A 25,208-nucleotide genomic window follows, 5' to 3' on the forward strand; every position below is an offset into this window, starting at 1 on the left:
TCCCGGGGTCCCGATTGGATGCCGATCACCCCGAAAACGGGGTCCTTATTCCATGCCGAAACACACAAGGCCCGACAGCGGCGGAAAACCGGACGTATCCCGAGGTCGCCGAAGGGCCAGGACCGGACTTCCAAATAACGAAGCAGAATGGCGTGGCTCACTTGGCTCGCTTCCAAACGACCTCGGTCGTCCCTCCGGTCGATGCAACGGCGTTCGTCAGCCTAAGCTCGTCCGTCGAGACTGCGAACGTTCGCTTCTGGTCCGTCCCGTTCCAGTTCGGAAATGAACTGCCCACAACATGAATGTTGAGGGCGCGATCTGGCTCGCTGACGGTGTACGTGCCAAAGTAGGTGATCGTGCCTTGGGCCGTTGCCTTGTATTCGTCGGCCGTGCCCTTCGTTCGATCGTTGGCGGCAAATTTGGCACGGTCGGAACGCATTACCGTAATAATGTAGTGGCCCGTCCCATCGAAAAACGCAATCCCATTTGGATCGTCGCCAAACACCGTGAGCCTGCTGCCGTCCGCGTGCACGGAATTGAATGAGACTAGGTCCCAGGCGCCTAACAGTTGCTCCGTCAGTGTCTTCTGCTGACTGAGAGCGTTGTCCGTCGTGGCAATCATTCCCAGGACTACAACCATCATCATCATGCGGCGGCTGCGCATTGTGCCCTCTCAACGGCGGATGTGCGATCGACGGACATGGTTTTGGCCGGCCGCCTGTATGCTAGCAGGTCAACCGCTCACACGATAGCCGAACGCTCGAAGCGATGTCTGTTCGGGGTCAATCGCGTCGTCTACGATGGACAGATGCCGCGTCTGCTTTACCGCTGATCGCCGACATAGACGGGCCGCGCCGACTTTGTCGCGATGGGCCATTTCCGGACTCATGCACCGCAGCGAGGGGCGGCACGGTGATGCCGAGAGCGCCCGCCGCCGAGGCAGCCTTACCGCCGTTCGACAACGACTGTTCCCCTCACCACGCAGGGTCCGTTTGCCGTCACATACTTCGGTGGCGACATAGGTGTTGGGGAACGCACCGCAGCCTTTTTCAGGTGGGCAGGCATCTGCTGTGCGGCCCGGTGGCACGCTTCGGCATGGGTCGGGAATCGTTTTCCACGGGTATCTTCGGTCTTTTGGCCCGCGCACATGCTGGTGAAAGAAGTAACGAGGCATCAAAGCTCCATTCAAGAACGACACCGACACACCCTTCCTCCTCGGGTCGGCGCTGACCAGCGGAACGACAAGGGTGTGATATCGTTCCTCTCGATAGTGCGAGTGGCGATGATGCACAGCGCAGAACCAGAGCCCTGACTCATCTTGCCGTGCTTCAACAAGAGCGATGGACCATACAAGGCGCTGCTTGCCAATCTCGGCTCTTGCTGCCGGTATCGACGCGCTCTAAGCTGCGTCGCGCCAAGGTGCTCGATGGAAATCAAGCGGACATTACCCCGCTCTCAGCTGAGAGGCGTCTTGCGGGCGTTCGAGGAGCGACGGATCGAGCTGGGAAGTTCAGTGTTGGCATGGCCTGTTCCCGCCCGGCCGCACCAGATCCTCAATATCCACCTGGCTGAGCCTTATCGGGTGCGCATCGACGGTGGCAAAGCGAACCCGACGCCGGATATGAGCGTCGTTGGACCGCAAACCTATCGCCGGGCGCACATCTTCTTGTCGGGTACGATCCACGTCTTCAACATTTTGTTTCAACCGGCCGGGCTGAACCGGCTGGTCGGAATCGACATGACATCCTTGGTTAACCAGGACCCCGCGGCCTCCGACGTTCTTGGAAAGTCCGCCATTGAGCTTGGCGACGCGGTGCGTATGGCGCCGGACTTCCCGCACCGCGTCGCTGCGGTCGAACGCTGGGCCGAAGGCATCCTCCAAGAGTGCGGGCCAGACTGCGCAATTGCACTCGCTTCACGTCGCCTGATCGCAACGCGAGGCTGTTTTCGGATCGAGGGTCTTGTCGCCGGGTCTGGTCTTAGCGCCCGGCAATTCCAGCGGCGTTTTGCGACCCAAACGGGGCTGCCGCCAAAGCTCTTCGCGCGAACCGTTCGCTTCGATCGGGCCTTGGCCGCTCGTCGCAAAGAGCCAACCAGATCCTGGACCGATATAGTTCACGAACTCGGATATTTTGATCAGGCGCATTTCATCCGCGAGTGCCGCTCATTCGCTGGTTTGCCACCCGGCCGCCTCGTCGGTGACTGGAATAATATTTTCTTTCCAGCGGATGACTGAATTTTACAAGCGCCTCTTACTCCTGCTCCGCTAGATCGACCAGACGGGGGGCTGGCTATGGGACTGACACGGCGTACATTCGCCATCATGACAGTGGCCACCATGGCCTCAGCGGTCGACCGGAAAAGCGGAGCGAAGGACATGTCGCCGAATATCGAAAGCTTCAAGGCGATCATCGACCGCGGCTTTTCTCAAGGTGACTTGAGCGTTGCCGATGAGTTCTGCGCAGACCAGATCGTGGAGCATGAATATTTAGCAAAAACAGCCATTCCCGGCCCGCAAATCCTCAAAGCCCAGATCGAAGATGCAAGGCATAGCATTAAGGGTTTGAAGCTTACGATTGAGGCAATCGTGGAGGCCGGCGACACGGTGTGGGCGCGCAGCAGGGCGACAGGCTTCGATCCGCGTTCGGGAAAGCCGGTCGCGATCGACGTCATCGACATCTGCCGCTTTGCAGACGGCAAACTTGTCGAACACTGGGGCGTGCCCGACCGCTTTGCGCTGTTACATCAAATCGGAGCGTTGCCGCCTCTCCCTAACCGAAGGTAGGGCAACCATCATGATGCTTACAGAGCGATGATATCCGACCATCCTTGGGAACAATAATGCCAACGTCGATTTCAGAGCCATCCATTTATGCTCGAAAATTCGCCTCGTCGAACAATGACTCCGATCATTTGATTGCCGTCGCCATCTTCTCGGGAATTGGCCTGCTAGTTTCGCTCATAGCCGTGCTCTTTGGCACGCAAGGAATCTGGGCCTAATGCGACGAAAGATCCGCAAATCTAAGCCGACGGGTTTCTTTATGCCCGTGCGATACGGTGTAAGTTGCACCCTGATCAGCGAAGCTTAGCAACTTGAGTGCGATACGTCCGCTAATGGGATGGTCCGGCCGTGCTCCTGCCCCGCCAGCAAGCGAAGCTGGCAAGGGGCGCCAAAGGAGCACACCATGTCTCAGACACCCAATACCGCCATCGCGGTGATCGGCATCGATATCGGCAAGAACTCGTTCCACGTCGTGGACCAGGACGAGCGCGGCGCCATCGTGCTGCGGCAAAAGTGGTCGCGCGGCCAAGTGGAGGCGCGGCTCGCAAATCTGCCGCGTTGCCTGATCGGCATGGAAGCCTGTGTCGGCGCCCATCACCTGAGCCGCAAACTCGCATCGCTTGGTCACGATTTCAGGTTGATGCCGGCCAAATATGTCCGACCCTATAGCAAGTAAGAACGACTTATGATGCCGAAGCGATTGCCGAAGCCGTGCAGCGCCCGACGATGAAGTTTGTTGCGACCAAGACTGCGGAGCAACTGGATCTGCAGGCGCTGCACCGGGTGCGCGAGCGGCTGGTGTCGCAACGCACCGGCATCATCAACCAGATTCGCGCCTTCATGCTGGAACGCGGGATCGCCGTGCGCCAGCGGCTTCTTGCGCACGGAACTGCCCACTATCCTTGCGATGCGCACCGATGCCCTGTCGGCACGCATGTTGCGTGTCATCGAGGAGGTGGCAGGCGACTGGCGCCGGCTGGACCAGCGCATCGATGGCCTGTCCGGCGAGATCCAAGCACTAGCCCGTCAAGATCAGGCATGTTCGCGCCTGATGACGGTGCCAGGCATCGGGCAGATCATTTCGAGCGCCATGGTGGCCGCGATCGGCACTGGAGACGTATTCTCCAAAGGCCGCGACTTCGGCGCTTGGCTCGGACTGGTGCCCAAGCAGATCTCGACGGGAGACCGCACGATCCTCGGCAAAATCTCGAGGCGCGGCAATCGCTACCTGCGCGTTCTGTTCGTGCAGGCGGCGTGGGTTGTACTCGTCAGGATAAAGAACTGGGAACGTTATGGACTCAAGTCCTGGATCGAAGCCGCCAAAAGGCGGTTGCACCACAACGTGCTCGCGATCGCGCTCGCCAACAAGCTTGCCCGCATCGCCTGGGCGGTGCTGGCTAAAGAACGCGCCTTCGAGCTGACGAGGACCGACGAGGCAGGCGTCCGACCCGCTTGATCCTCGCGCCGTGCTCGGGGCGGTCAAGGCGCAGCCTGGCAACGCCCGAGCCAACCGCGAGCCAAGCGCGACGGCTGGCCTTGACCGCCCCTGCGCGCGACGCGATCGACGTTCTGCGGGCCGGGACGAAGGAACGGCCCTGGCTCGAACAAAGGAACTGAGCGATATGAGGAGCAAGCGATGACGTAGCCCTATCGACAATTTCCAGACGAGGTCTGCGAGAGGATGAGACGAGATGGAGGTTCGGTCTTCCCGGCGCATGCGAACTCTGGTGACCCTAATGGCCCAATCGAGGACTGTCCGCTAACGAGAACGCACGCGCGCTGATATCCATGATGGCCCGGAGCAAATGCTCCAATCAAAGGCCGGATACATTGATGCAAGACCGCTCACCGCCAGCTCGGCAAAACCACTTGCAACGCACGGCCGGGCCATACATCAGGGTCAATCGCGACGTTTTGGCCCGGTCTAAGTCAGGTTCCGTCCACCAGTGACAGCCGACATATCCCCGGCCGTGGGATGCGGCAGCGATGGGCCAAAAGCCGAGTCATGCTCCGCAGCAAACGCCTCCTCATTCAATCACTTCGTCCGCGACGGCGAGAAGCTGCGGCGGCACGGCGATGCCGAGCGTGGCGGCGGTCTTGAGGTTCAGAACGAGTTCGATCTTGGTAGGTTGCAAGACCGGGAGGTCTGCCGGCCTTTCGCCCTTGATGATCCGGCCGGCATAGATACCGGCCTGTCGATAGGAATCGGTGAGGTTCGTGCCGTAGCTCATCATGCCGCCTGCCACGACATAGTCCCGCCAAGGATAGCATCCGGCTATTCGGTATTTTGCCGACAGCTCGATAATGCGTTCGAGCCGGGTATCCAGGAATGCGTCCGCCATCACCTGGAGCGCGACGACGCCAAGCCTTGCCATGTCAGCAAATGCATCGTCGATCTCCTGCAGCGTCCCTGCGTGCGCCATGCGAAGCTCCACCCCCAAGACACTGGCGGCTTCTGAAGCCTGCGTGGTGTTAGGCGAGGCGGTCGGGTTCGCGGGATTGACGAGATAGGCTATCGCTTTCGCATCTGGTCGCAATTGTTTGAGAAGCTGTGTGGACTTGCTCGGCAGGTCAGACGCCAGGTTGCTGATGCCGGTCGTATTCCCACCTGGATGGCTAAGGCTGGCCACCAGTCCAAGATTGACTGGATCACTCATCACGAAAACGATGGGAACGGAAGACGTTGAGGCCTTTGCCGCGAGCGCAGCAGGAGAGCCGCCCGCCGCAAAGATGACGCTGACGGGAAGGTTCACGAGCTCTTTCGCAAGGTCTGGCAATCGTGAGTACTGGCCTTCGGCCCACCCGAATACGATGTTCACGTTCTTGCCTTCGACCAGCCCCATCTGCCGCAGGCCGCGGCGAAATGATTCGACCAAAGGTGCCGATTCCGACAGCGAGCGGGCACTGAGAAATCCAACGATGGGCACTGACTCCACCGCCGATGCAGCTAGCGGCCACACCGCAGATCCACCAACCAAGCCGAGAAATTCTCGCCGCTTCACGCATCGCCCCAAGGGTCACGACGACCCATTATAGTCGCTTAAGCCGACTTACTGGAAGGGGATAACTTCGTTCCGCTACCTCGGCTTAGGGCCACTATGCGACATCTCACACAGAAAAAAAGCCGCCCGAAGGCGGCTATCGATTGCGATCATAGCGACCTGGGATAAAGCGATGATCAGTGCGCTGCTCTTGCGCCGATACGCAACAAAAAGCCCAAGATCATCATAGGCCCACGTGAACGGCTCAGGAACCGCAGCAGTGAAGGCATAGTTGGTAGAGGTGTTTGGGCGCGGGGTATCCCCGTGACGTCGTCTCTCGTTCTTCAATCGTCACCACTCATCGGCGCGCGCAGCCATGGCTCGACTGTTGTAGGCATTGAAAAAGGCATCGTAATCGCCGCGCGCCTCTGCGAACCGCTGAGACTTCACCCGCTCGACAAGCACCTCGGTTACGTCGGGATTGGCGTCGAGAATGGCCATTGTCTCATTGATATAGTCTTTCAGTGGCATCGCTATCTGGTCAGATGCTTGCTGGGCGCCCATCAACTCTGTTTGTACGTACGGGGGAGCGATTTCAACGACCCGGACATTCGTTTCTTTCAATTGATAGCGCAGCGATTGCGAGTAGGAATGAACGGCCGCTTTTGTCGCGCAGTATGTCGGCGTCATCGCAAGCGGCACGAATGCTAGGCCGGAGGAGATGGTCACGATTGTGGCGTCCGGGCGCGACAAAAAATGAGGGAGCAAGGCGGTCGTGAGCCGAATCGTGCCGAGAAGGTTGGTGGAAATCGTGGCTTCGGCGATGTCCGTCGAGAAACCGGCCCGGGTGACCCGCTCATACCGCATGATCCCGGCGCAGTGGACTACAACATTGAGCGTCGGGCGGCGGACGAGAACGTCGTTAACAAATTTGCCGATTGCTTCACCGTTATTGATATCTAGAACTGCGCCTTCGATTCCGGAATGACTGTAGACGACCTCGTCGAGGGCCTCGCGTCGGCGACCGGCGATTATCACCCGGTTTCCGCGAATTGAGAACTGCTCAGCCAGCGCACGCCCGATGCCCGATCCGCCTCCCGTGACAAGGATCGTGTTCCCTGACCTTTTCATGAAGCACTCCCATCCCTCGCCTTGCTTCGTATGCTTACCGCTGGGAAGCTCGCAGGCACATTCGCGCCCATTTCCTCGTACTCCGGCTGCGATCGCTGCGAAGCCGCGTCAGCCGCGCATTGAAGCCGCTGCTTGCGCCGAGCAGAACCTGGCGCGGCCGCTGATTGGCCCGGCCACTGCGGTAGCGGCGCTGGCCAACTAGAGCTTTTTCTGTCATGTGCACAAGTTCGATGCCGACCCGATCATGAATGGATTGCCATCAAGCCTATGTTGCCGCCCAAGCCGCGTGTTTTCCTCGGGTGAACGACGCGTGTCCTCAATGGCACCTTTCTGGGTCTTGCGCTCTGGACGGCCCAACCGGGCGCATTCAACGATCGGGGCGAATTCAGAACTGGATAGAACTTGGGAGCACGGTCAGCGTCGAAAACGAGGCAGTACTAGATCATTTGTGAATGCCACGAAAAGCCCGAATTCTCAATGTGCCCACCTCGGTGATCGCACCGGGCGAGTAGCTCAGAGCAGCCGGCATATCAAAGGCAGGAGGATCGCCGTGAGCACTCCATTCAGCCCCATGCCAAGTCCGGAAAAGGCGCCAGCAACCTCGTTGATCTGAAGCGCGCGTGCGGTGCCAATGCCGTGCGAGGCAATGCCCATCGTTAGACCCACCACGCGCGGGTCATCGATCCGTGCAATCCGCGCAATGATCGGTCCGAGAATAGCGCCTGTGATGCCTGTCATGATGACCAGGACGACCGTAAGCGTCTGGAGGCCGCCGATTTGCTCGGAAATGCCGACGGCAATTCCCGCCGTCACCGACTTGGGCGCAAGCGAGAGGATGGTCTGAGAATCCGCCCCAAACATCCAGGCGATTCCGACAGCGCTCAGGACGCCAACGGGCAATCCAACCGCGAGGCCGACTGCGATCAAGCGCGCGGACGCACGGATGATGGCCCTCTGCCGAAACAGGGGAACTGCGAGCAGAACGACAGCAGGCGCCAGCATAAACTGGATAACGTCAGCGCCTCGCAAATACGTTTCGTAAGGAATGTGTGTCGTTTCGAGCCCGAGTGAGATCAGGATAATCGCGATCAGGGTTGGATTAAGAACGGGGTGATTGCCACAGAAGCGCGATATGCGGCTCGCTGCGAGAAATGCAAAAACCGTTGCGGCGGTCTCTAGGATCGGCCTTTCCGCCAGGCCGGCCCAGGTCATACTGGTGAGATGACTAAGGCTGGACATCGCGAGCTGTTCCTTCGTGCTGCTGAGCTTTCGTCGCTGTGGACCCGAGCCAACTCACAACGACCATGGTTACGAACAGCGTTATCGCAGTGCCACCAATCACGGCCGCCAAGATCGGAAGCGCTTCGGTCTTCAAGACACCGAGATAGGCGATCACGCCGACACCAGCCGGTACAAACAGCATACCCAGAAATTGGAGTAGCCGATCCGCAAGGACACCCAAGTCGTTCGGAAGCTTTCCGCGAACGGAGAGTTCGGCATAAAGTAAAATCAAGCCCGTGACGGGCGCGGGAAGGGGCAACAAACCCGATCTTGAAGCTATTTCTCCGATGCAAAGCCAACCCATAACGCGCGCAATCTGTTCAAGCATGGCGACAGCCTCCAAAAGCAATGTATCGCCAGCCGCTACAGGAGCAGGCGTCAAAAGCCCTGCCCTTGGTTCGCGGGTAGCGACTAAGTACATGTTGAACGCCGCGACAGAGCAGAACCTGGCTCGTGGCAATCAGCAATTTATCATGGCCATGCGATGGTCCTCGCCAGCTCTGCTTCTGTGAATCCCGGCCCCGCAGATGCGAGGTAGATCACAGCGAGCGCGACGAGCGTGAATGCCACATACGAATATGTGATCCAGTGGCTTTGAATAGTAAGGTGTGGTCGAATGACCGCGCGTTCTGCAATGTTCATGGCAACATTTCCCATGCTGAGTTTGAAGAAGCGGGACGATCCTGTGACAGAAACTCCAAGAGTGGTGTAAGACTGCTCACATCTGCCTTAGAAAAAGATAATTGACGCTCGCTGATCTGGACGTCTCCTACGTGCTATCGGATGTCGAAACTCGCTCATGAACAAGCGAAATAGCATGGCCGCTCGGCAGGAAGCTTGAATCTACCCAGTCGGTGTTGATCCTATTGTGAGCGCGCCCGAAAGACCTGTCGATGGGCTCGGCGCAAAGCTTTAGACGGGCCGGTGAACGGGTCGTGACGATTGTTTGTGGTTTCGCACCCGTTCATTTTTCATGCGGGCGCCACGACGTTCCTCAAGATATTGTCGCAGCCAGCGACCAAGATCAGCAGAGCGGCGAAGTTGCGCGTTGTACAAGATCTCGTCGAGATCACGGAATTGAACGTTTTTGTCGTTCCGCATTGTCTTGCTCCCAAGAGTTAATCAGGGGTGCTCTAAGACGTGGGCGACTTGCTTCTTCGGATGCGACGGCTCGGGGGGTGCCCCGATCGTCGCCCACACAGCAACAGCTATCGCTAAAGCAGTGAGAAAAGTGGACGTCACCGGAGATCGTGGGGCGCGAGCCATGGCTTAATGCGACTGCTCGTATTTCCGAATCTCCTGCAATCGCGTCAGGCAATAATCTCGGTACAGACCTTCAATGAGTGCCCACATGACCGAAATCTCCGTGAGTGAGTTCCAGAAGGCTACGCTAGGTTTGTTTCGGGACTGCTTCGCCGATCATCAAAAATGGTTGCGGCTCGGTGTTGGTGGCTGGGATACCAGTGAACCGTCTGCTCATTTAGTTGAAAACAGAGCCAAAAAAATACGCCGTCCGGCTCGAAAATTCGTGTCCCGGCGGCGCCTAATGCTGGGCCCCTGGCCCGGCTGCGGTCATTGGACCCAGCAGGAGCCCGCGCCGGAGGTCAATGCCGTGACTGGACTTAATCCAGATTGAAGTTCGCTCTGGCCCATATGAGGACCAGAGCATGAAGCGCAACCGCTTTACGGAAGAGCAGATCATCGGGATTTTGAAGGAGCACGAGGCTGGCGTGTCGGTTGCCGATCTGTGTCGGAAGCACGGCGTCAGCGATGCCAGTATCTACAAATGGAAAGCCAAAGTTGGCGGGATGGAGGTCTCGGAGGCTAGTTGCCTAAGTTGAATTTTGCAGTGGCCCAATTTCGTTTTGGAACACGTACATCATTTGTTAATTAAGCCCCCGCAGATACCCGTGCCGGGGTGACCATGTGTGAGAAGTGCGAAGAGCTGAGAGAGAAGATCCAGCGCTATAGGCGCATTGGTGGGCGGTTCCCAGACGCGCAAATGACGGCCGCCATTGCTGCCGCTGTTGTCGAGTTCGAGGCCGAACTCGCCGCGATGCACTCCAAGCAAAAGCAAGAGTAAGAGAGTAAGAGTAAGGCCGCCTCAGTTGGCGGCCTCTTTCGCCTTTATCGCTCGACGCTGGTCACCTCGCTCAAAACGGGCCGGAGATCGGCGCCGCAGCTTGCCGCAGCCCTGGCAGAGGAAACGCGGCTCGAAGTTGCGAGATCCTGATGTCGTTTGGCCAACGATCAGTAGTCAGCTCAGAGCTCGAATTGAGGCTTACGACCCCACTTTGTCTCGGGAAGCAAAGGCTATTCCGATCCGCTTGGCCGAACGCCACACCGCTCGACACGGCCGGCGCAATTCCGCCGTCGGGATGCTCAGCATGAATTCGTGCGGAATACCAATCTGACTTGGTACATCCAAGTTGGCACCGCCGTCCGACAGGTCACGGACGACGCAGCTGAGGGCGCCCCCAGGAAATTCGATCCTCGCGGCTTTGAAGACGCGCCGCCGGCGTACGTAGCGTTTTTCCATGATCGCGAGACTACAGGCGACAGGTGAGAAATTGTTGAAACTTGTCAGGGAAAGTCCCGCCCGATTTGTGGGGAGCAATTAGGGGTCCGTTAATCGATCACGCCCGGCTTTGCTAGCACATCGCGCCATCTAAGGCGGCACCGATCGCACCGAGCGCGAGCACCACCAGAACCAACTACATGGGCGTGCGAGAGGATTTGACTGAATTATCGGTTAAAGCCGATGAACAGGTGAAGAATAGCCATGTCGAAACGTCTGGTGATCTGGAAGGCGCCCGAAATTTCGGCCAACCCGATAGAGAACAGCCCAAGTGCTTGACCCGCTACACATAGTCATGTTGGGTTTTGGGCGCGAACTTCCGGATCGTCATGTCTTGATCATGCGCCGGCGCAACGGGCTCACTGCCTCGTCGGTCATGGGGATGCTCCTGTTCTGGGTGAAGGTTGCGAACCCCTCAGTCTCAAGACAGGACGCCCCGTTGCGCTATCTCTCAGCCGTGCTGCGGGCTGCCGAACTTACCGCGCGAGCGGTTTAGTCCTTTGGCCCGGAGCCGCCGCATCCCACGGCCGGAGAAATGTCGGCTGTTAGGGGGGCGACCGAACCTTACTGGACCAAAACCGTCGCGATTGACCGAATCCGGAGTGCCTGAGCAGATAAGGCACGCCTTGAATTAGAGCGTGCGCAATGATTCACCGAGCGCGTCGATGCGCATGTTGGCTTCCGCCGCGGGTTCGAGGACTAGCCTAAGTTCTTCGTCACCATCCTTGCCTCTCCCGCACCGCGCCAAGGCCTTACCGCGTTGGGCGACCCAGGAAGCATACGGGAGCGGCTCATCAGCAGTCCGACGTAACAACGCGTCGGCCTGGCGGTCGGCCTCATCCCAGTCTCCGAGCAAAATCGCGCGCTCGATGGCGTAACGGCGGAACCAAAAATGGTTGTGGCCGACGGCACCGCGCTCGAGCAGCGCCTCGGCGGCATCAAGCGCAGCCTCCTGATCTTCCTGCCGGTCTTCTAGCAGGGCAAGAAGTCCAAAAAAGATCGGGCCGACAAAACCGTGGCCGGTCTGCTCCGAGATATCTCGCCCTTGACGTGCCAGTGCCAGCGCGTCCTGGCGGCGACCTGTGGCCAGCATCACCTCCGCGCAATGACTGAGGATGACCGCCTCGTAACGCCGAGCATTGAGTGAGCGCGCAAGCTCCAGTGCTTGCGATTGCTCTCGTACTGCCTCAGTATATCGCCCCGCCGCGGTCAGGCAGAAGCCAATCGAGTGCACCGCAAACATTTCGGCGTGTCGGTTGCCAATCCTTATGGCAGCATCCTTGCCTGCGCGCATATCATCAAGGCCGCGATCGAAGTCGCAGGTATAGATTCTGCAATGTCCCATCATGACGCGATTGGGCGCTATGATCTTTGCTAGTCCGTCGGCCTCGCAGAGCTCGACGCAGGCTGTGAAATGCTGCAGCGCCGTCGCCATTCGACAATCCATGTAGAGTGCGTCAGCGAGACCGCTCAAAGCACGGGCTTGCCACTCCAGCGATGCCACCCGTCGGGCCGCTTCGAGCGCGGACTGATGCTGGGTGCGGCACTCATTGAGCTGACCACGCACGAAATGCAAGTTTCCCCTGATGTAGTGGATCTCCGCAAGCGAGCGGCTGTCATCGAGCGCCTGGGCAAGAGGTTCGGCATCGGATAGCGATGCAGATGCGTCCTCCAAACGAGCCGTCAATCGGTTTGCCGCGGCGCATCCAATCAGGGCGCGGCAGCGGGCCGCGGCATCGCTGGCCTCCGCCAGCGCGCGAACGTACGCTTCGAGTGATTCCGTGCCGCGTCCGGCATCCTGCTGGAGGTCGCCGAGCAGGGTGGCAAGTTCAACTGCCTCCCCGCCGCCGGTTGCGAGCGCAAGGCCGCGTGACGCCAGGGTGATGGCCTGATCCTGCCGAAACAGGCCGGCCTGCATCTTTGCCGCCGCGATATAGGCACGCGGCGCCTCCGCACTGCCGGCGCAATCCAGATGTTCGGCGCGCAGCACCGGATCGTCGACGAATATCGCAGCGGCTGCGGCGTGGAGTTCGCGTTTGCGAGCGTTTGTGATCGAACCGTAGATACCCTCGCGAACCAGCGCATGCGCAAACAAAAAGCCGTCGGCCGTCGGACGCAGCAACACGTTGCCAACCAGGGTATCACAGACGAAATTCGGGTCATGAAGCAACGTCCGGAGCTGGGCGAGAGTGAAGCGCTGGCCGAGCACGGACGCTGCTTGGATGGCACGGCGGTCAGGCGCCGAAAGCAGATCGGTGCGCGCCAGCACCACGCTCTGGATCGAGGCGGGCAGGCGCCCATCCGTCAAATCGCCGGCGCCTCGCAGCAGCTGCTCGAGGAACAGCGGATTACCGCCCGCGCGTTCGACGCACTGATCGGCGAATGCAGAGGCGTCGATGAAACGTCTGGCAATCGCCAGCCCGTCCCGCACCGACAATGGCGATAGATCGATAGTCGCGATGCCTACCTCGCCGGTCATGCCGCGCCATTGTGCGTCGAGCTTGTCGCCGTCGAGCCGCGTGGTCATGACGAGCACGGTGCGGCTCAACACCGTCGCACGGCTCACCGCCGCGAGCAGGCTGAGCGTTTCGGCGTCGGCCCAGTGTACGTCCTCGATGGTGATGAGCAGAGGATTTTGCCTTGCCACCCATCTTACGAGCGCGGCAATCACGCGCTCTTTGCCGCTGTTGCGCGCCGCGTTATCCATCGCCTCGTAGAACTTTCGAGCGGCGTCGCTGTGCGGTATTTCCAGAAGATCACGAAAATAAAGCGTGTCATCCGTCTGCAATTGTGCCCGTTCCACCACTGACTCGATCGCGGCCTCGACGGCGACCGCCTCAGCGCCCGGGGCGAGTTCCAGGAGCCTGGACACCAGGGTGCGCACCGCACCATGGCCACGCGCTGTCCCGAAATCGAGCACAAAACCAGCGGCGCAGGTCATCCCAATCGCTACAGAAATCGATTTCAGCTCGTCCAGCAGCCGCGTCTTGCCGATCCCAGCCTCGCCGCGGATCAGCACCGCAGTTCCGGATGTGCCGTCGACACAGGCGTTGAGGATGGCGCGAAGCTGCGCGAGCTCGGAGCGCCGGCCGACCAAGCTCTGCGCGTCCGGAGCCAACGATTTCATTTCAAGTGGCCGCCATGCCTCCATCGGACGCGCCACACCTTTGAGCGTCAGCAAACCCGTGGACTCGAATACAACGACTTGTTTTGTCGCCTGATAGACGAGATCGGACACCAGGATTTCGCCGGCTCCGGCGCGGTCGAGCAGCCGCGCGGCGATATTGGCGGCTTCACCGGTGACCGTGTATTCGCGGTGGTGGCTGCTGCCCAACGCGCTGGCGACAACCTCGCCGGTTGCGATCCCGATGTGAATCGCTAGGGAGGAGGGTAGACCGGATGCTAGGGCCGGCACGCTGGCTTGTATTTCAAGAGCTGCGCGGATCGCTCGTTCCGCATCATTGCCGCGCGCCCGCGGTGCTCCAAATAGAGCCATGGTGGCGTCTCCGATGTGCTTGTCAATCGTGCCGCCGAAGCGGTCAACAATCGCGTCGACCATCGCGAAGAAGCGCTTAAGCACCGCGCGCACGTCCTCGGGGTCCAGTGTCGAGGACAGAGGCGTAAAACCGATGAGATCGCAGAAAAGCACCGTGACGGGACGGCGATCGCCTTCGTCCTCGTCGACGGTGGCGGCTGGTTTAGCTGCGGCAGCGTTCGCTCCAAGCGCGCGGCCACACTCGCCGCAAAATCGTGCGCCATGCTCGTTGGCAAAACCGCAGGCGGGACAGTCGAGCGAAAGTGCGGAGCCGCACGACGCGCAGAATTTGCGTTCTACCCGGTTGTCATGTCCACAGTCATTACAGCGCACGACGACCCTCCGTGACGCTCAAGATGAGCCCACATCGCAAGCACCGCAAGGTAAAACCGGAGACGCCTTTGCGTCCTCGCGTAAGGCGATTTGGGACAGCTAGGGGGCCTGCTAAATTATTGAGCCTGCTGAGTAACTAAGTAGAGCAGTGCGAGTTAGTGCGAGTTGAAGTGAGGTGTATGTGGTTCTGCGGCGGCAACGGCCTGATACCAGGCAGTGGGTGGTCGGAACTGCTGCGCCCAGCAGGGGCGGACGCCTCCATGGTTGCCAAGAGGCCGTGAGCCGGAGATTAACCCCCGCGGGATAGTCGTGACGAACCGGGAGGCGTCCGCTACTGAGCTTCTACGGCGGATCACCGCTCCGACGAACATGGGCATTCAACGCATTGAGTGCTCGCGAGTTTTTGGCTGGCGCTACCGGCTTCACGCGATAAACTACGGTAATAATCTACAAGTTTGCGCGCGAGCAGACTCGAAGGGCAGGGCTCACTAAAGCTGGCGAATGGCTTCCAATGTCTGCGAGGCCCGAATCGCTTACTATTCTATTGATCAACGACGTCCGCCGTCACCTATAACGGAGTAGGGCGCCCAAAACAGCGGATGCGCGTAAGCGAACTCGGTTCTTCCAGCTGAATCAGTGTAACCTGGCCCATCGATCATTGCGATCATCGCCTGCCGTAACGCTTCGCCGCGCGCTAGTTTCTTGTCGTCCGACTGACGCTTGAACAAGTCGGCGACGAGTTCGCGCGCCGACTGCGAATGGACTGACCAATTCGTCACGAGAAGCGCACGGGTCCCTGCGTAGAAGAAGGCGCGACCGAGGCCGGAAGCTGCTTCGGCGCCAGCGCCGTCGCCCAAGCCGGTATTGCAAGCTGAGAGTACAACCCAATCGGCGTCGAGTTTCAGCGCGAGAATTTCCTCCATCGTGAGAAGGCCATCACCGTCGCCGCCCCAAACGGTTGGTGCCGACAGCGCTAAGGCTGGCTGGTTCAAGCCGTTGAGCTCGCCTGGTAGCAGGCCGTGGGTTGCAAACGCGAGTACCTTGAACTCTGAAAGATTGGCCGCCTTCACCCTTGCCTCATTGGCATCCGCCCCGAGAAAGAGCACTTTGGCGGGATCGGCCCGAAGCGCAAGCGCAATCGACTTTAGTTCGTCAGCCGTGTCTGGGAGACGCGGTAATATTGCCAACTCAGCGCTATCGACGCCGAGCTTGGGTAAGTTACGTCGTTTGAGCGGAAGTCCGCGCGTCGCAAGCGGCGCTGCGGCGTTATCGGAGCCCTCAGCGAGTTTCGTCGCCTCCATCTGCTCGGTCGAGAAGTAGGGATCGCCGAAGGCAATCAGCTCACTGCGCGTCGGTTTGCCAGGCGGCAGGTTACGGAGGGTGCGAAGAGCAGATAGAGAGGGCACCATCGTCACGGCATGTGTTCGCGCGAGCCATGGTACCTGCCTGTAGCTGGAAAACAGTACGTCCTCGCCGGCGTCAATTTGAGCGGGGACGGTAGGCAGCAGTGAAAGCGGTAAAAGGCCAAGCTCTCCGTTCGTCACCACGATTAACGTCCTGGACCGTTTCCAGCTACTCTCGACCGGCTTCAGAAGCAGAGAGTAAAGTTGATAGCCGAGATCGACATCGAATGGAGGAATATCGGAAACAAGTGCCGCTTCAGTGTCCAATGCCTTTCTCAGCTGCTTTATCTTGCTCTTGATTTCCGCAGGTCCAATTGCGATGGAAGCAAAAGCGACGGGACCGGCCTTTGGTACGGCCCAGACAAAGCTTGCGTCGTCTCCGAAGTAGAAAGACAACACCGCCTCGTCGTCGTGTAGAGCGTCCTGAATCTGATCGATGCTCGGCGGCTTGGGATTTACTAGATCGGCGTATGACGGAAAGCGCTCCTTGATCTCGGTACGAGCCGCGTCGCGATCAGAACGCAATTGCGCAATCGATTTCTCGACGTTTTGCAGCACATGCTCATCCCGTTGGCTGGATGGCACACTCAAGAGGTTGTTGAGCAAGCCGAGTTGTGCTCGCGCCTGTTTGCTGAGGTCTTGCTCATTGCGCACAAGTTCGGTGAGCGCTGGCTCCGTCGCAGCGGCCCGTGCACTTGATTCTGCGAATGCTCTCTGTACCGCGCGGCCACGGATCGCGTCAGCCCATGCAAATGTCCTGGCTGCAAGGCCGTCCTCGGCGACCGGCGTTCGTGCCATCAGCACAAGATAGTTTTCAACGATCGACTTAAGTCGCGCCTGGGCCTCGGCCCTAACCTCTTCATCCCCATCGGCAACATTCTCTTGCACGATAGCCAGCAAGACTGGCAATGCAATTCTAAATTCGCGGGCAGCTTCGGGGTCTTTGCCAGCGCGCATCAACGCAATCCCGTAGAATCCACGAGCGGAAGCGCTGTCGTAGTGACCTTCACCGACCCTTGCCACCTGATAATCAACCAGCGCCTGAGCAGCGGTCAAAGCTTCTTCAATTCGGCCGACCATCAACAGTGCATGGACCCGCGAGACTTTCGACAGCAGGGCTTCACGCTGACCCGGCTCCCATTTCGCGGTTGCTTCTAGGAGCATGTCGAACGCCTCGTTCGCGTCGGCGTACCTTTTCTCACCGGTCAAGATTACACCTAGCAAGGACAATGCAGCGGCGCTATTGAATTGATCGTCTCCGATACCGAGCGTCCGCTGGATATCAAGGCTTGTCCGCACCAGCTTTTCGGCTTCTGGAAAGCGGCTTTGCAGTCGTAGAATGCCCGCTAGGCCGGTCACATATTTGGTTATCAGAGGATTGTATTTACCGTCGGCCTTAAGGCGAGAAAGCAATACAGTGCGAGCGTCCAGCTCGGCTTCTGCGAGCCGTCCTTGCCGGGATTTCATCTCGGCGATATTCAATAAAAAAGCGTCCGCTTGCCGTTGCTGCTCGGAAACCAGCGGCACATCTGGATTTGTCTCTTTGAGTTTCTTGAAAGCTTCTATTGATTTCAGTCTCAGTTCGCGCGCTTCCCGAAACGCACTCTCGGCATCGCTGAACCGGCCGCGTGCGGCAAATATGCGCGCTTGCATCAATGCGATGGAGCATTCCCACGACGCTCCTCTGACAGCGTAGCCGCGCCAGCTACGCCGAGCCTCCTGGATGAGCGCAAGGCCTTTTCGGAGGTGCTCTTCAGCTTTCTCCATGTCTCCCATTCGGATCGCGACGCCGACCGCCGTATGGTGCAGGGGAAATAGGTTGCCCGTTGTTTGAGGGTGACTGGCCTCTGCAATCGAACCCTCTAATGCTGCCATGCCGCTCTTTAAGTCCCCGACTGAGTCATAATAGGCTTGGTTCAGCATCCCGATTCGTATCGTGAGTCCCTTGTTTCCTGCTTGTCTTGCGGCAAAAAGTGCTCGCTGACCATCGGCAAATGCCTCGGTCATCCGGCCCAGGATTTGTCTAGCCTCGGATCGCTCGTAGTAGAATATAGCCAAGGCATTCTCAGAGCTATCACTCGCAGGTTCTACATCGGCGGCAGATTTGATCTTTGCCAACAGTATGGGATCAGGTTTCTCGCTGTCGAGAATAGCTGTGATGTCCGCAATCGATGGCGGCGGAGGAAGAAAGCTCGGGGAGGATGAACCCTCTGCTGAGCTTTCTTTAATGATCGAAGTCGCGCCAATCGACGACGAGCTGCAGTCGTGCCGTTCGGCTGCGAGGTTAAACTGGCACTTGTCAGCTTCTTGGCTAAACGCACCTGATGCAGCAAATGCCGATGAAAGGCTTAGCGCGAACGCTAACATCGACCGGCTTATCATTCGAAGTCCCCACCTCGCAGCCAACTGCGCCATCCGCACAGAACAAGTCGTTTCGCGGACATCGAGGTTGACGGGTTAGATCGGCTCGGACACGCCTATGACAGAAGTGCTTTCAAGCGCCAATTTTGGACAGGCACGACGAAGATCATTCTTACGAATAGGCAGAGTTCGCAGCCAGAGAAGCCTTGAACTTACGTCTTCGGTGAGCACGCCCGATAGCCAAATCGATGAATTATGTCACGGCCGGAGATTGTCGTGAATGAGGTAGTGTCCATGATGTGATTGGCTAGAAGATAGCTGCGCAATGCTCCATTATAGGAATTCAGCATGCTCTGGGTTGCCTTTTGATCGCTTCCCGCATGAAATAAAAGCTCCGCATTCGGATCGACGCACGCATTTCTGAGCCGCAGGAACATTGTACAAGCCGACTGACAATGACCTTCAATTCGGAAGGGCTGACCCGTCTGCGACGCTTGCTGACGATATTCCTTAAAATCCCTGATACGACCACCCATCCCGTAGCGGGACGATGAGTCCTGAGCACGGGCTACATCCCAGCAACATGCTGTCGATGACATGACTAACAGTACTAAGATCGCCAGATTTTGAGGGGTCCTGATTTTCTTCGCGACGTAATAGTTGAGCTTGCTCAGCATGAAGAATTCCTTGCAGACATGGAGCGAGTTGAAATTGTGTGGTGGGCACGACAGGCATAAGGGCCTGTCACCGTGGGGGGCGATCTAGTGATAAAACATTAGAATCTAATACTCTCCAGAGCATAATTTGATTAGATCGTTGCGGTCAATATCCGCCGAAAAGGCTTTTCCTCGTTCCACATTCGGAACGAGGTCGCCGGCCGTCCGTCTGCGAAAATGCGCGACTAACATCAGCTTCGGCCACAACCGCAGACCAAGCGGGCGCGGGAGTCCGGCCTGCCACTGGAAACCGCATTGCAGCGCGATTACCCTCTGTGAGCAGTAGCCCGCAATTTGCATCTCAACGTTGCGACTGAGCAATAAGCGACGTGATGTCAGCCTCGGGCGAAGCCTGCCCTGAAAAATGCGTCAAGTTGTTCTGCTCGCCTGGCAGCAGCGAAGAGAGACATTTCTCCGAGCGTAGGTTAGGCGCCTGCCGCTAATGATTTTTTCAACAACGATATCAGAGGATATCCGCTCCTCCAAACCCCGCTAAAACTACGGGGCATTTCGCATGTAGCGCCAAAAGCTACGGTCGCAAGCCACGGTCGGGCATCCGCCCAGAACCTTCGAAAGATGATCAAGCTCATCCCGATGCCCGCCCCGAGGTTCGGATAGGGCGATAGAGCAGTTCGGCCTCCTCGCGACGAAGCTATTACAATGAAATACTGCCGCCCTTTTTCAAGAGAACGGCCGAGAAGAGGCATTCGGGCCGGAGCTCTGGCACGCACCAACGAAGGATCTATCGAAGTCCTTCACTTCGTTCGCTATGCCAACCGGCGGCCCAGTAACCTGTATCAACGCCCCGGTTCGCTATAGTTCGCGGTGACATTGTAGATCTCGCCCCGGGTAATGCCCATATCCCTCAGGTCACTATCACTTAGAGCGTACAACTGGGCTCGCGCCTTCTCTCGTTCCCGCCACGCCTGAAACGCAAACCAATATGCTTCGAAGACGCGGAAGACATGCTGTGTCGAAGCGATGGTCTGTCCCGACTCGATCGTCTTCATAGCTGCACCTCTTCAAATCCGCTTTCGACCGAAGTCTGCCGAAAAACGGGTCGGCGCGCTTAATGAATGGCTTACATTTCCCTTACCACACGCTTATTCTTTGTGGTCCAATCCACATCAGGAGCGCTTTTCAATATCCGAAAGATGCCAGGGAGAATGGTGCTTTGCGCTATATCTTCGAGGACTACACATTTGACACGGTCCGTCGCGAACTGCACCGCAGAAGCGATGTCGTCGCCATCGCGCCACAGGTGTTCGATCTGCTCGATTACCTGATCCGCAACAGGGAGCGGGTTGTCAGCAAGGACGACCTCATCAAAGCCGTTTGGAATGAGCGCAGCGTATCGGACGCGGCGCTGACAACCCGCCTGAATGCCGTCCGGGGCGCAATCGGGGATTCCGGCGAAGAACAGCGCCTGATCAAAACGCTGCCGCGCAAGGGTTTCCGCTTCGTAGGTGCGGTGCGGGAAACAGAGAAATCACCTGCTAGTTCGGTAGCCACTATTCAGGACCAGCAGAGCCAAAGCAATCTCGCCCGTCCGGAAGGCCCGCCACGTCTGTCAATTATCGTTTTGCCGTTTGCGAATATCGGTGGCGACCCCGAACAAGAATATTTCGTCGATGGCGTAACTGAGAGCCTAATCACGGATTTGTCACGGATCAGCGGCTCGTTTGTCATCGGTCGACACACAGCGTTTACCTACAAGCGCGAAGCGGTTGATCTAAGGCAGGTAGGACGTGAGCTGAACATCCGCTATGTGCTTGAGGGCTCGGTGCAGCGTGGTGGCAACCGCATCCGGGTGAATGTGCAGTTGGTTGATGCGGAAACGGGCAATCACCTCTGGGCCGAGCGTTTTGACAAGCCCATTGCCGACCTGTTCGAAATGCAGGACGAGATCGTATCGCGGCTCGCTAACACACTGAATACCCAGCTAGTTGAGGTCGAGGCACGGAGGGCGGAGGGCTCGCTTCATCCCGATGCAATGGACCTCAACTTTCAAGGCTTGGCTTGCTTGAACAAGGCATTCACGTCCGACGACTTCACCCGAGCGCGCGCCTTTTTTGAACGTGCCTTGAGCATCAATAACCGAAATTTCGTGGCGCTTGCGGGAATGGCATCCGTCGATCTGGGTATGGCTAGCAGCTTACTCACCGACGACCGCGCCTCGCGCTATTCAGAAGCTGAAACAAATGCGATTAAGGCGCTTTCACTGGTCCCAAACTATGCGGTGGCACACTGGATATTGGGCGGCGCCTACATTTTTACAAAACGCGCCGCTGAAGGAATCGGTAGCAGGCATTGGCGCTTAACCGCAATTTAGCCGGCGCATATAACTCTATTGGTTCGGGCAAATATTTTTTGGGTCGAGCTGCCGAGACCGAAGCCCATGTACTTGAAGCTTTTCGGCTCTCCCCTCGCGATAAGAATGCCCATTACTGGATGTACTCTATAGGCCGGGCCAAGATACAATTGGGCGCGGATGCCGAAGCCGTCGATTGGTTTCGGCGAAGCATTGATACTAACCGTAACTTTCCTCTCGCCCATTTTATGTTAGCGGGTGCTCTAAGCGCACTCGGCGCTGTAGATGAGGCGCGAGCGGCTGTACGGGCCGGACTTGCGCTCAGCCCCGAATTTACCATCCGTCGCGTGCTCGCCCACAGAGTAAGCGACAACACGACCTACATTTCCACGCTTGAGCGCCTTTGTCAGGGCATGCGAATGGCCGGGGTGCCGGAGGGCTAAAGTTCATAGGCCAGCGTCGGGACAAGCGTATCGCTCCGGCGAGGGCCGCCTTGCGCGCTGAGGACGGAGGATGAAGACATAGGCGTATGACTGACCATACGCCTATTTCGAAGGTCTCCCGATTGGAAGTAGTTTCGACTGGCGCCCGCCGTCGTTGGACAGTGGACGAGAAGCAGCGGATCGTTGCTGAGAGTTATGATGGTTCCCGGTTGGTGTCGGCGACGGCGCGGCGCAACGGGTTGTCCACGAGCCAGTTGTTCACGTGGCGACGGTTGGCGCGCGAGGGTCGGCTGGGCGGGGATGCAGCGCCATTGCTTGTTCCTGTGGAGATCACTTCGACACCAACTCCGGCATCGGCCGTGGTCGCGCAGACAAGGCCATCGCCGGCTAAAGAGCGCGCGAAGGTAGGCATAATCGAGATCGAGCTTAGCGGCTGTCGGGTCCGCGTTGACCGTGACGTGGACACTGAAGCACTGCAGCGGGTCCTCGAGCTTCTGAGGCGGTGATGATTCCGATCCCAAGCAACGTCAGGGTCTGGATTGCCACCGGTCACACAGACATGCGCCGCGGCATGCAAAGCCTGGCGCTCGCGGTCCAGGAGAGTTTGAAGCGTGACCCGCATGCGGGGGATCTCTACATCTTCCGCGGCCGCCGCGGTGATCTGCTCAAGATTCTTTGGCACGACGGGTTAGGCATGTCGCTGTATGCCAAGCGCTTGGACCGCGGCAAGTTTATCTGGCCTGCGACGTCGGGAGATGCGGTATCGATCTCAGCGGCTCAGATGGCTTATATGCTGGAAGGGATCGACTGGAGGAATCCGCAACTAACATGGCGACCGCAGAGCGCCGGCTGAGCGAAATAAAATATGAGATCATGCGCATTTTGGGGCACCACAAAGCACTGAATTTGTGATTCTCTGGTTGCATGGACACGCCTCGCGACGCTCTTCCCGAAGACATAGCCGCTCTGAAAGAGGCGTTGGCGAGCGAACGCGCGAAGGCTCTGGATATTGCAGCGGAGCTTGCGGTCGCCCGTGCCAAGGCGTCGGAAGACAGTGCGCTGATTGCCCGCCAGAAGCTGCGGATCGCCAAGCTTGAGCGCCAGGTCCACGGGCAAAGATCAGAACGCTCGTCTCGTCTGATCGACCAGTTAGCGCTTACGTTTGAAGAGCTGGAATCCAGCGCCACCGAAGACGAGCTTGCGGCCGAGAGAGCTGTCGCCAGGACAACGACCGTGCGCGGATTTACGCGCACGCGTCCCGAACGCAATACCTTCCCTGATCATCTTCCCCGCGAGCGCGTGGTGATCGATTCGCCAACGACGTGTGAATGCTGCGGCGGCAATCGCCTGCGCAAGCTTGGTGAGGATGTGACCCGGACCCTGGAATCAATACCGCGCCAGTGGAAAGTGGTCGAGACGGTGCGGGAAAAGTTCACCTGCCGGGACTGCGAGAAAATCAGTCAGGCACCGGCGCCATTCCATGTGATTCCGCGAGGATGGGCGGGGCCGAGCCTGCTGGCCATGCTCCTCTATGAGAAGTTCGGCCAGCATCAGCCTCTGAACCGGCAGACTGAGCGTTACGCGCTGGAGGGCGTGCCCGTCAGTCTGTCGACCGCAGCCGACGCTGTTGGGGCTTGCTGCACGGTATTGGAGCCGCTATCGCGCCTGTTGGAAGCCCACGTCATGGCAGCTGAACGCCTCCACGGCGACGACACCACCGTGCCCGTGTTGGCCTTGGGCAAGTGCGATGTCGCTCGATGCTGGGTCTATGTGAAGGACGACCGCCCCTTCGGCGGCTCAGATCCGCCGGCAGCAATGTTTTATTACTCGCGCGATCGAAGGGGCGAGCATCCGCAGGCGCATCTGACCAACTATAGCGGCATCCTGCAGGCCGACGCCTTCGGTGGATACACCAAACTCTACGAGCCCCAGCGAAGTCCTGGGCCTATCAGGGAAGCGGCCTGTTGGGTCCATGCCCGGCGGCCGTTCTTCGCCATGGCGGATCTTGAGGAGAACGCGCGGCGCAAAGCGGCCGGAAAGCAGGAGATCGTCATCTCGCCCGTCGCCATGGAGATCGTGCGCCGCATCGACGCTCTGTTCGAGATAGAGCGCTCTATCAATGGCCAAAGCGCCGATCACCGAAGAGCTGTTCGCCAGGCGCAGAGCGCGCCGCTGGTCGCCGATCTGGAAGCCTATATGCGCGAGCAGTGCGCCAAGCTCACCCGCGGTCACGATCTGGCCAAGGCCATGAACTACATGTTCAAGCGCTGGACCTCCTTCACCCGCTTCCTCGACGATGGCCGCGTCTGCCTCTCGAACAATGCAGCCGAAAGAGCGCTGCGCGGCATCGCATTGGGCAGAAAGTCGTGGTTATTCTGTGGGTCCGACCGCGGAGGGCGCCGAGCCGCCGCCATGTATAGCCTCATCGTCTCTGCCAAGATGAACGACGTCGATCCTCAGGCCTGGCTCGCCGATGTACTCGCTCGCATCGCCACCCACTCCGCCCACAGGCTCGATGAGCTGCTGCCCTGGAACTGGAAGACAGCGCAACAGCAAGGCCTTGCGGCACAGGCGGCTTGATGGGACACGTCAACAAGGTTAGCCACGTGTTCACTCTCAGCCATGTTGCTGAGATGCTCGGCGAAGACGGGGAATGGCTGTTCGAGGTCGCCGAAGAAATGGACACCGAGGATGGCCAGCTATGGGTCGTCGGCGTCGGTGAAGACGGGGTGATGGCGTTCACCGATGACGGGATCGAGAACCTCAAAGAGCTGATCGCAATCCACAAGGACGCTCCTTGGATTATTGAAGAACGCCGCCAGGTACTCGCGGCGATCGTTAAGCCGAAGGCCGAAAAGCCCGAGGTTTAGCCGCTAACCGGACAAACCAGCCCGCCCGCGGCCTACGCCGCATGCTTACGGCACTCACGACGGGGTTGTCGAATAGAGTTCGCCTTTGCTGCAATGCATGAATCCGGAAATGTGCAGGTTTTTGGAGGCCGGCAACGAGGAGGCTCCTCAGGGCTCCACTGGCCGGCGTCCAAAAAGCGCCAAGGCACGAAGTCACGGGAGGTAGGGCGCCGGCGGAGCAGCGAGCGCTGTGAGGATCGCATGTCGGGTGCCGCGTTCGATGGCAAGCGCGACGCGAGCACGAGGTGGCGTGTATCTCTGCATGCCAGGGAACCGAGGAGAGTGCAGTGGGTATCTCGGCAGGTGGGTGAAGTGCAGCAACGGGCAGCCGGTGAATCGATCGACGGGCATTGCTTCGAGAGGCGGCAAACCAGGCAGAACGCTTCCACAACTTCCGCGTTTCGGCACGAGTGTTGCAAAAGAGTATTTTTAATGTTTGCGACC

At 58.7% G+C, this 25,208-nt stretch carries 18 protein-coding genes and 2 pseudogenes; 10 read left to right on the forward strand and 10 right to left on the reverse strand.

The features are described from left to right. Positions 1 to 157 precede the first annotated feature (157 nt). Positions 158 to 664 carry a lipocalin-like domain-containing protein gene (locus tag ACVWZ4_RS35930; RefSeq protein ID WP_456705397.1) on the reverse strand — a complete coding sequence of 169 codons (507 nt, stop codon included), beginning with the start codon at positions 662 to 664 and terminating at the stop codon, positions 158 to 160. Between the two features lie 807 nt (positions 665 to 1,471). On the opposite strand from ACVWZ4_RS35930, the gene ACVWZ4_RS35935 reads away from it, so the two are divergent. The 3 genes and pseudogenes from ACVWZ4_RS35935 (at position 1,472) to ACVWZ4_RS35945 (ending at position 4,238) form a co-directional block, all read left to right on the forward strand. Further along, positions 1,472 to 2,236, forward strand: coding sequence for a helix-turn-helix domain-containing protein (locus ACVWZ4_RS35935; protein WP_456705396.1), 765 nt, complete (start codon positions 1,472 to 1,474; stop codon positions 2,234 to 2,236). Positions 2,237 to 2,377: 141 nt separating this feature from the next. Further along, entirely contained in the window at positions 2,378 to 2,785 is a 408-nt protein-coding gene (locus tag ACVWZ4_RS35940; RefSeq protein WP_456705395.1) for an ester cyclase, read from the forward strand. Between the two features lie 400 nt (positions 2,786 to 3,185). Beyond that, positions 3,186 to 4,238, forward strand: a pseudogene (locus ACVWZ4_RS35945) (IS110 family RNA-guided transposase). A 571-nt stretch (positions 4,239 to 4,809) separates the two neighbouring features. Here ACVWZ4_RS35945 and ACVWZ4_RS35950 read toward each other — a convergent pair. The 4 genes from ACVWZ4_RS35950 to ACVWZ4_RS35965 form a co-directional block, all read right to left on the reverse strand. Then, positions 4,810 to 5,784 (reverse strand): ABC transporter substrate-binding protein, encoded by a 975-nt coding sequence (locus ACVWZ4_RS35950; protein WP_456705394.1) that lies wholly within the window; start codon positions 5,782 to 5,784, stop codon positions 4,810 to 4,812. Between the two features lie 330 nt (positions 5,785 to 6,114). Next, entirely contained in the window at positions 6,115 to 6,894 is a 780-nt protein-coding gene (locus tag ACVWZ4_RS35955) for an SDR family oxidoreductase (RefSeq protein WP_456705393.1), read from the reverse strand. A 513-nt stretch (positions 6,895 to 7,407) separates the two neighbouring features. Then, positions 7,408 to 8,106, reverse strand: coding sequence for an LrgB family protein (locus ACVWZ4_RS35960; RefSeq protein ID WP_456705392.1), 699 nt, complete (start codon positions 8,104 to 8,106; stop codon positions 7,408 to 7,410). Positions 8,107 to 8,119: 13 nt separating this feature from the next. Then, a complete protein-coding gene (locus ACVWZ4_RS35965; protein ID WP_456705391.1) occupies positions 8,120 to 8,503 on the reverse strand; it encodes a CidA/LrgA family protein in 384 nt (127 codons plus the stop codon). Between the two features lie 1,023 nt (positions 8,504 to 9,526). Between ACVWZ4_RS35965 and ACVWZ4_RS35970 the strand changes: the two genes are divergently transcribed. Then, entirely contained in the window at positions 9,527 to 9,811 is a 285-nt protein-coding gene (locus tag ACVWZ4_RS35970; protein ID WP_456705389.1) for a hypothetical protein, read from the forward strand. A 31-nt stretch (positions 9,812 to 9,842) separates the two neighbouring features. Continuing rightward, positions 9,843 to 10,010 (forward strand): annotated as a pseudogene (locus ACVWZ4_RS35975) (transposase); the annotation flags it as partial. 446 nt (positions 10,011 to 10,456) lie between these two features. Here ACVWZ4_RS35975 and ACVWZ4_RS35980 read toward each other — a convergent pair. The 5 genes from ACVWZ4_RS35980 to ACVWZ4_RS36000 form a co-directional block, all read right to left on the reverse strand. Beyond that, a complete protein-coding gene (locus ACVWZ4_RS35980; protein WP_456705388.1) occupies positions 10,457 to 10,714 on the reverse strand; it encodes a PilZ domain-containing protein in 258 nt (85 codons plus the stop codon). Between the two features lie 670 nt (positions 10,715 to 11,384). After that, positions 11,385 to 14,621 carry an adenylate/guanylate cyclase domain-containing protein gene (locus ACVWZ4_RS35985; RefSeq protein ID WP_456705387.1) on the reverse strand — a complete coding sequence of 1,079 codons (3,237 nt, stop codon included), beginning with the start codon at positions 14,619 to 14,621 and terminating at the stop codon, positions 11,385 to 11,387. Positions 14,622 to 15,169: 548 nt separating this feature from the next. Then, positions 15,170 to 18,391 carry a CHAT domain-containing protein gene (locus ACVWZ4_RS35990; protein ID WP_456705386.1) on the reverse strand — a complete coding sequence of 1,074 codons (3,222 nt, stop codon included), beginning with the start codon at positions 18,389 to 18,391 and terminating at the stop codon, positions 15,170 to 15,172. 206 nt (positions 18,392 to 18,597) lie between these two features. Continuing rightward, positions 18,598 to 19,062: a hypothetical protein gene (locus ACVWZ4_RS35995; protein WP_456705385.1), complete on the reverse strand. Its 465-nt coding sequence runs from the start codon at positions 19,060 to 19,062 to the stop codon at positions 18,598 to 18,600. 836 nt (positions 19,063 to 19,898) lie between these two features. After that, positions 19,899 to 20,111: a DUF1127 domain-containing protein gene (locus ACVWZ4_RS36000; RefSeq protein WP_456705384.1), complete on the reverse strand. Its 213-nt coding sequence runs from the start codon at positions 20,109 to 20,111 to the stop codon at positions 19,899 to 19,901. Between the two features lie 164 nt (positions 20,112 to 20,275). On the opposite strand from ACVWZ4_RS36000, the gene ACVWZ4_RS36005 reads away from it, so the two are divergent. The 5 genes from ACVWZ4_RS36005 (at position 20,276) to ACVWZ4_RS36025 (ending at position 24,725) form a co-directional block, all read left to right on the forward strand. Then, positions 20,276 to 21,433, forward strand: a complete 1,158-nt coding sequence (locus ACVWZ4_RS36005; protein WP_456705383.1) for a winged helix-turn-helix domain-containing protein — start codon at positions 20,276 to 20,278, stop codon at positions 21,431 to 21,433. 508 nt (positions 21,434 to 21,941) lie between these two features. Further along, complete coding sequence (tnpA, locus tag ACVWZ4_RS36010; protein WP_310880253.1) at positions 21,942 to 22,361, forward strand: IS66-like element accessory protein TnpA; 420 nt, start codon at positions 21,942 to 21,944, stop codon at positions 22,359 to 22,361. Further along, positions 22,361 to 22,708, forward strand: coding sequence for an IS66 family insertion sequence element accessory protein TnpB (tnpB, locus tag ACVWZ4_RS36015; RefSeq protein WP_141340086.1), 348 nt, complete (start codon positions 22,361 to 22,363; stop codon positions 22,706 to 22,708). The genes tnpA and tnpB overlap by 1 nt, the downstream gene beginning before the upstream one ends. A 71-nt stretch (positions 22,709 to 22,779) precedes the next feature. Then, positions 22,780 to 24,435: an IS66 family transposase gene (tnpC, locus tag ACVWZ4_RS36020; protein WP_456700491.1), complete on the forward strand. Its 1,656-nt coding sequence runs from the start codon at positions 22,780 to 22,782 to the stop codon at positions 24,433 to 24,435. After that, positions 24,435 to 24,725: a hypothetical protein gene (locus ACVWZ4_RS36025; protein ID WP_456700490.1), complete on the forward strand. Its 291-nt coding sequence runs from the start codon at positions 24,435 to 24,437 to the stop codon at positions 24,723 to 24,725. Before tnpC ends, ACVWZ4_RS36025 begins: the two co-directional genes overlap by 1 nt. The last annotated feature ends 483 nt before the right edge of the window (positions 24,726 to 25,208 follow it).

Source organism: Bradyrhizobium sp. USDA 4472 (genome assembly GCF_054058595.1).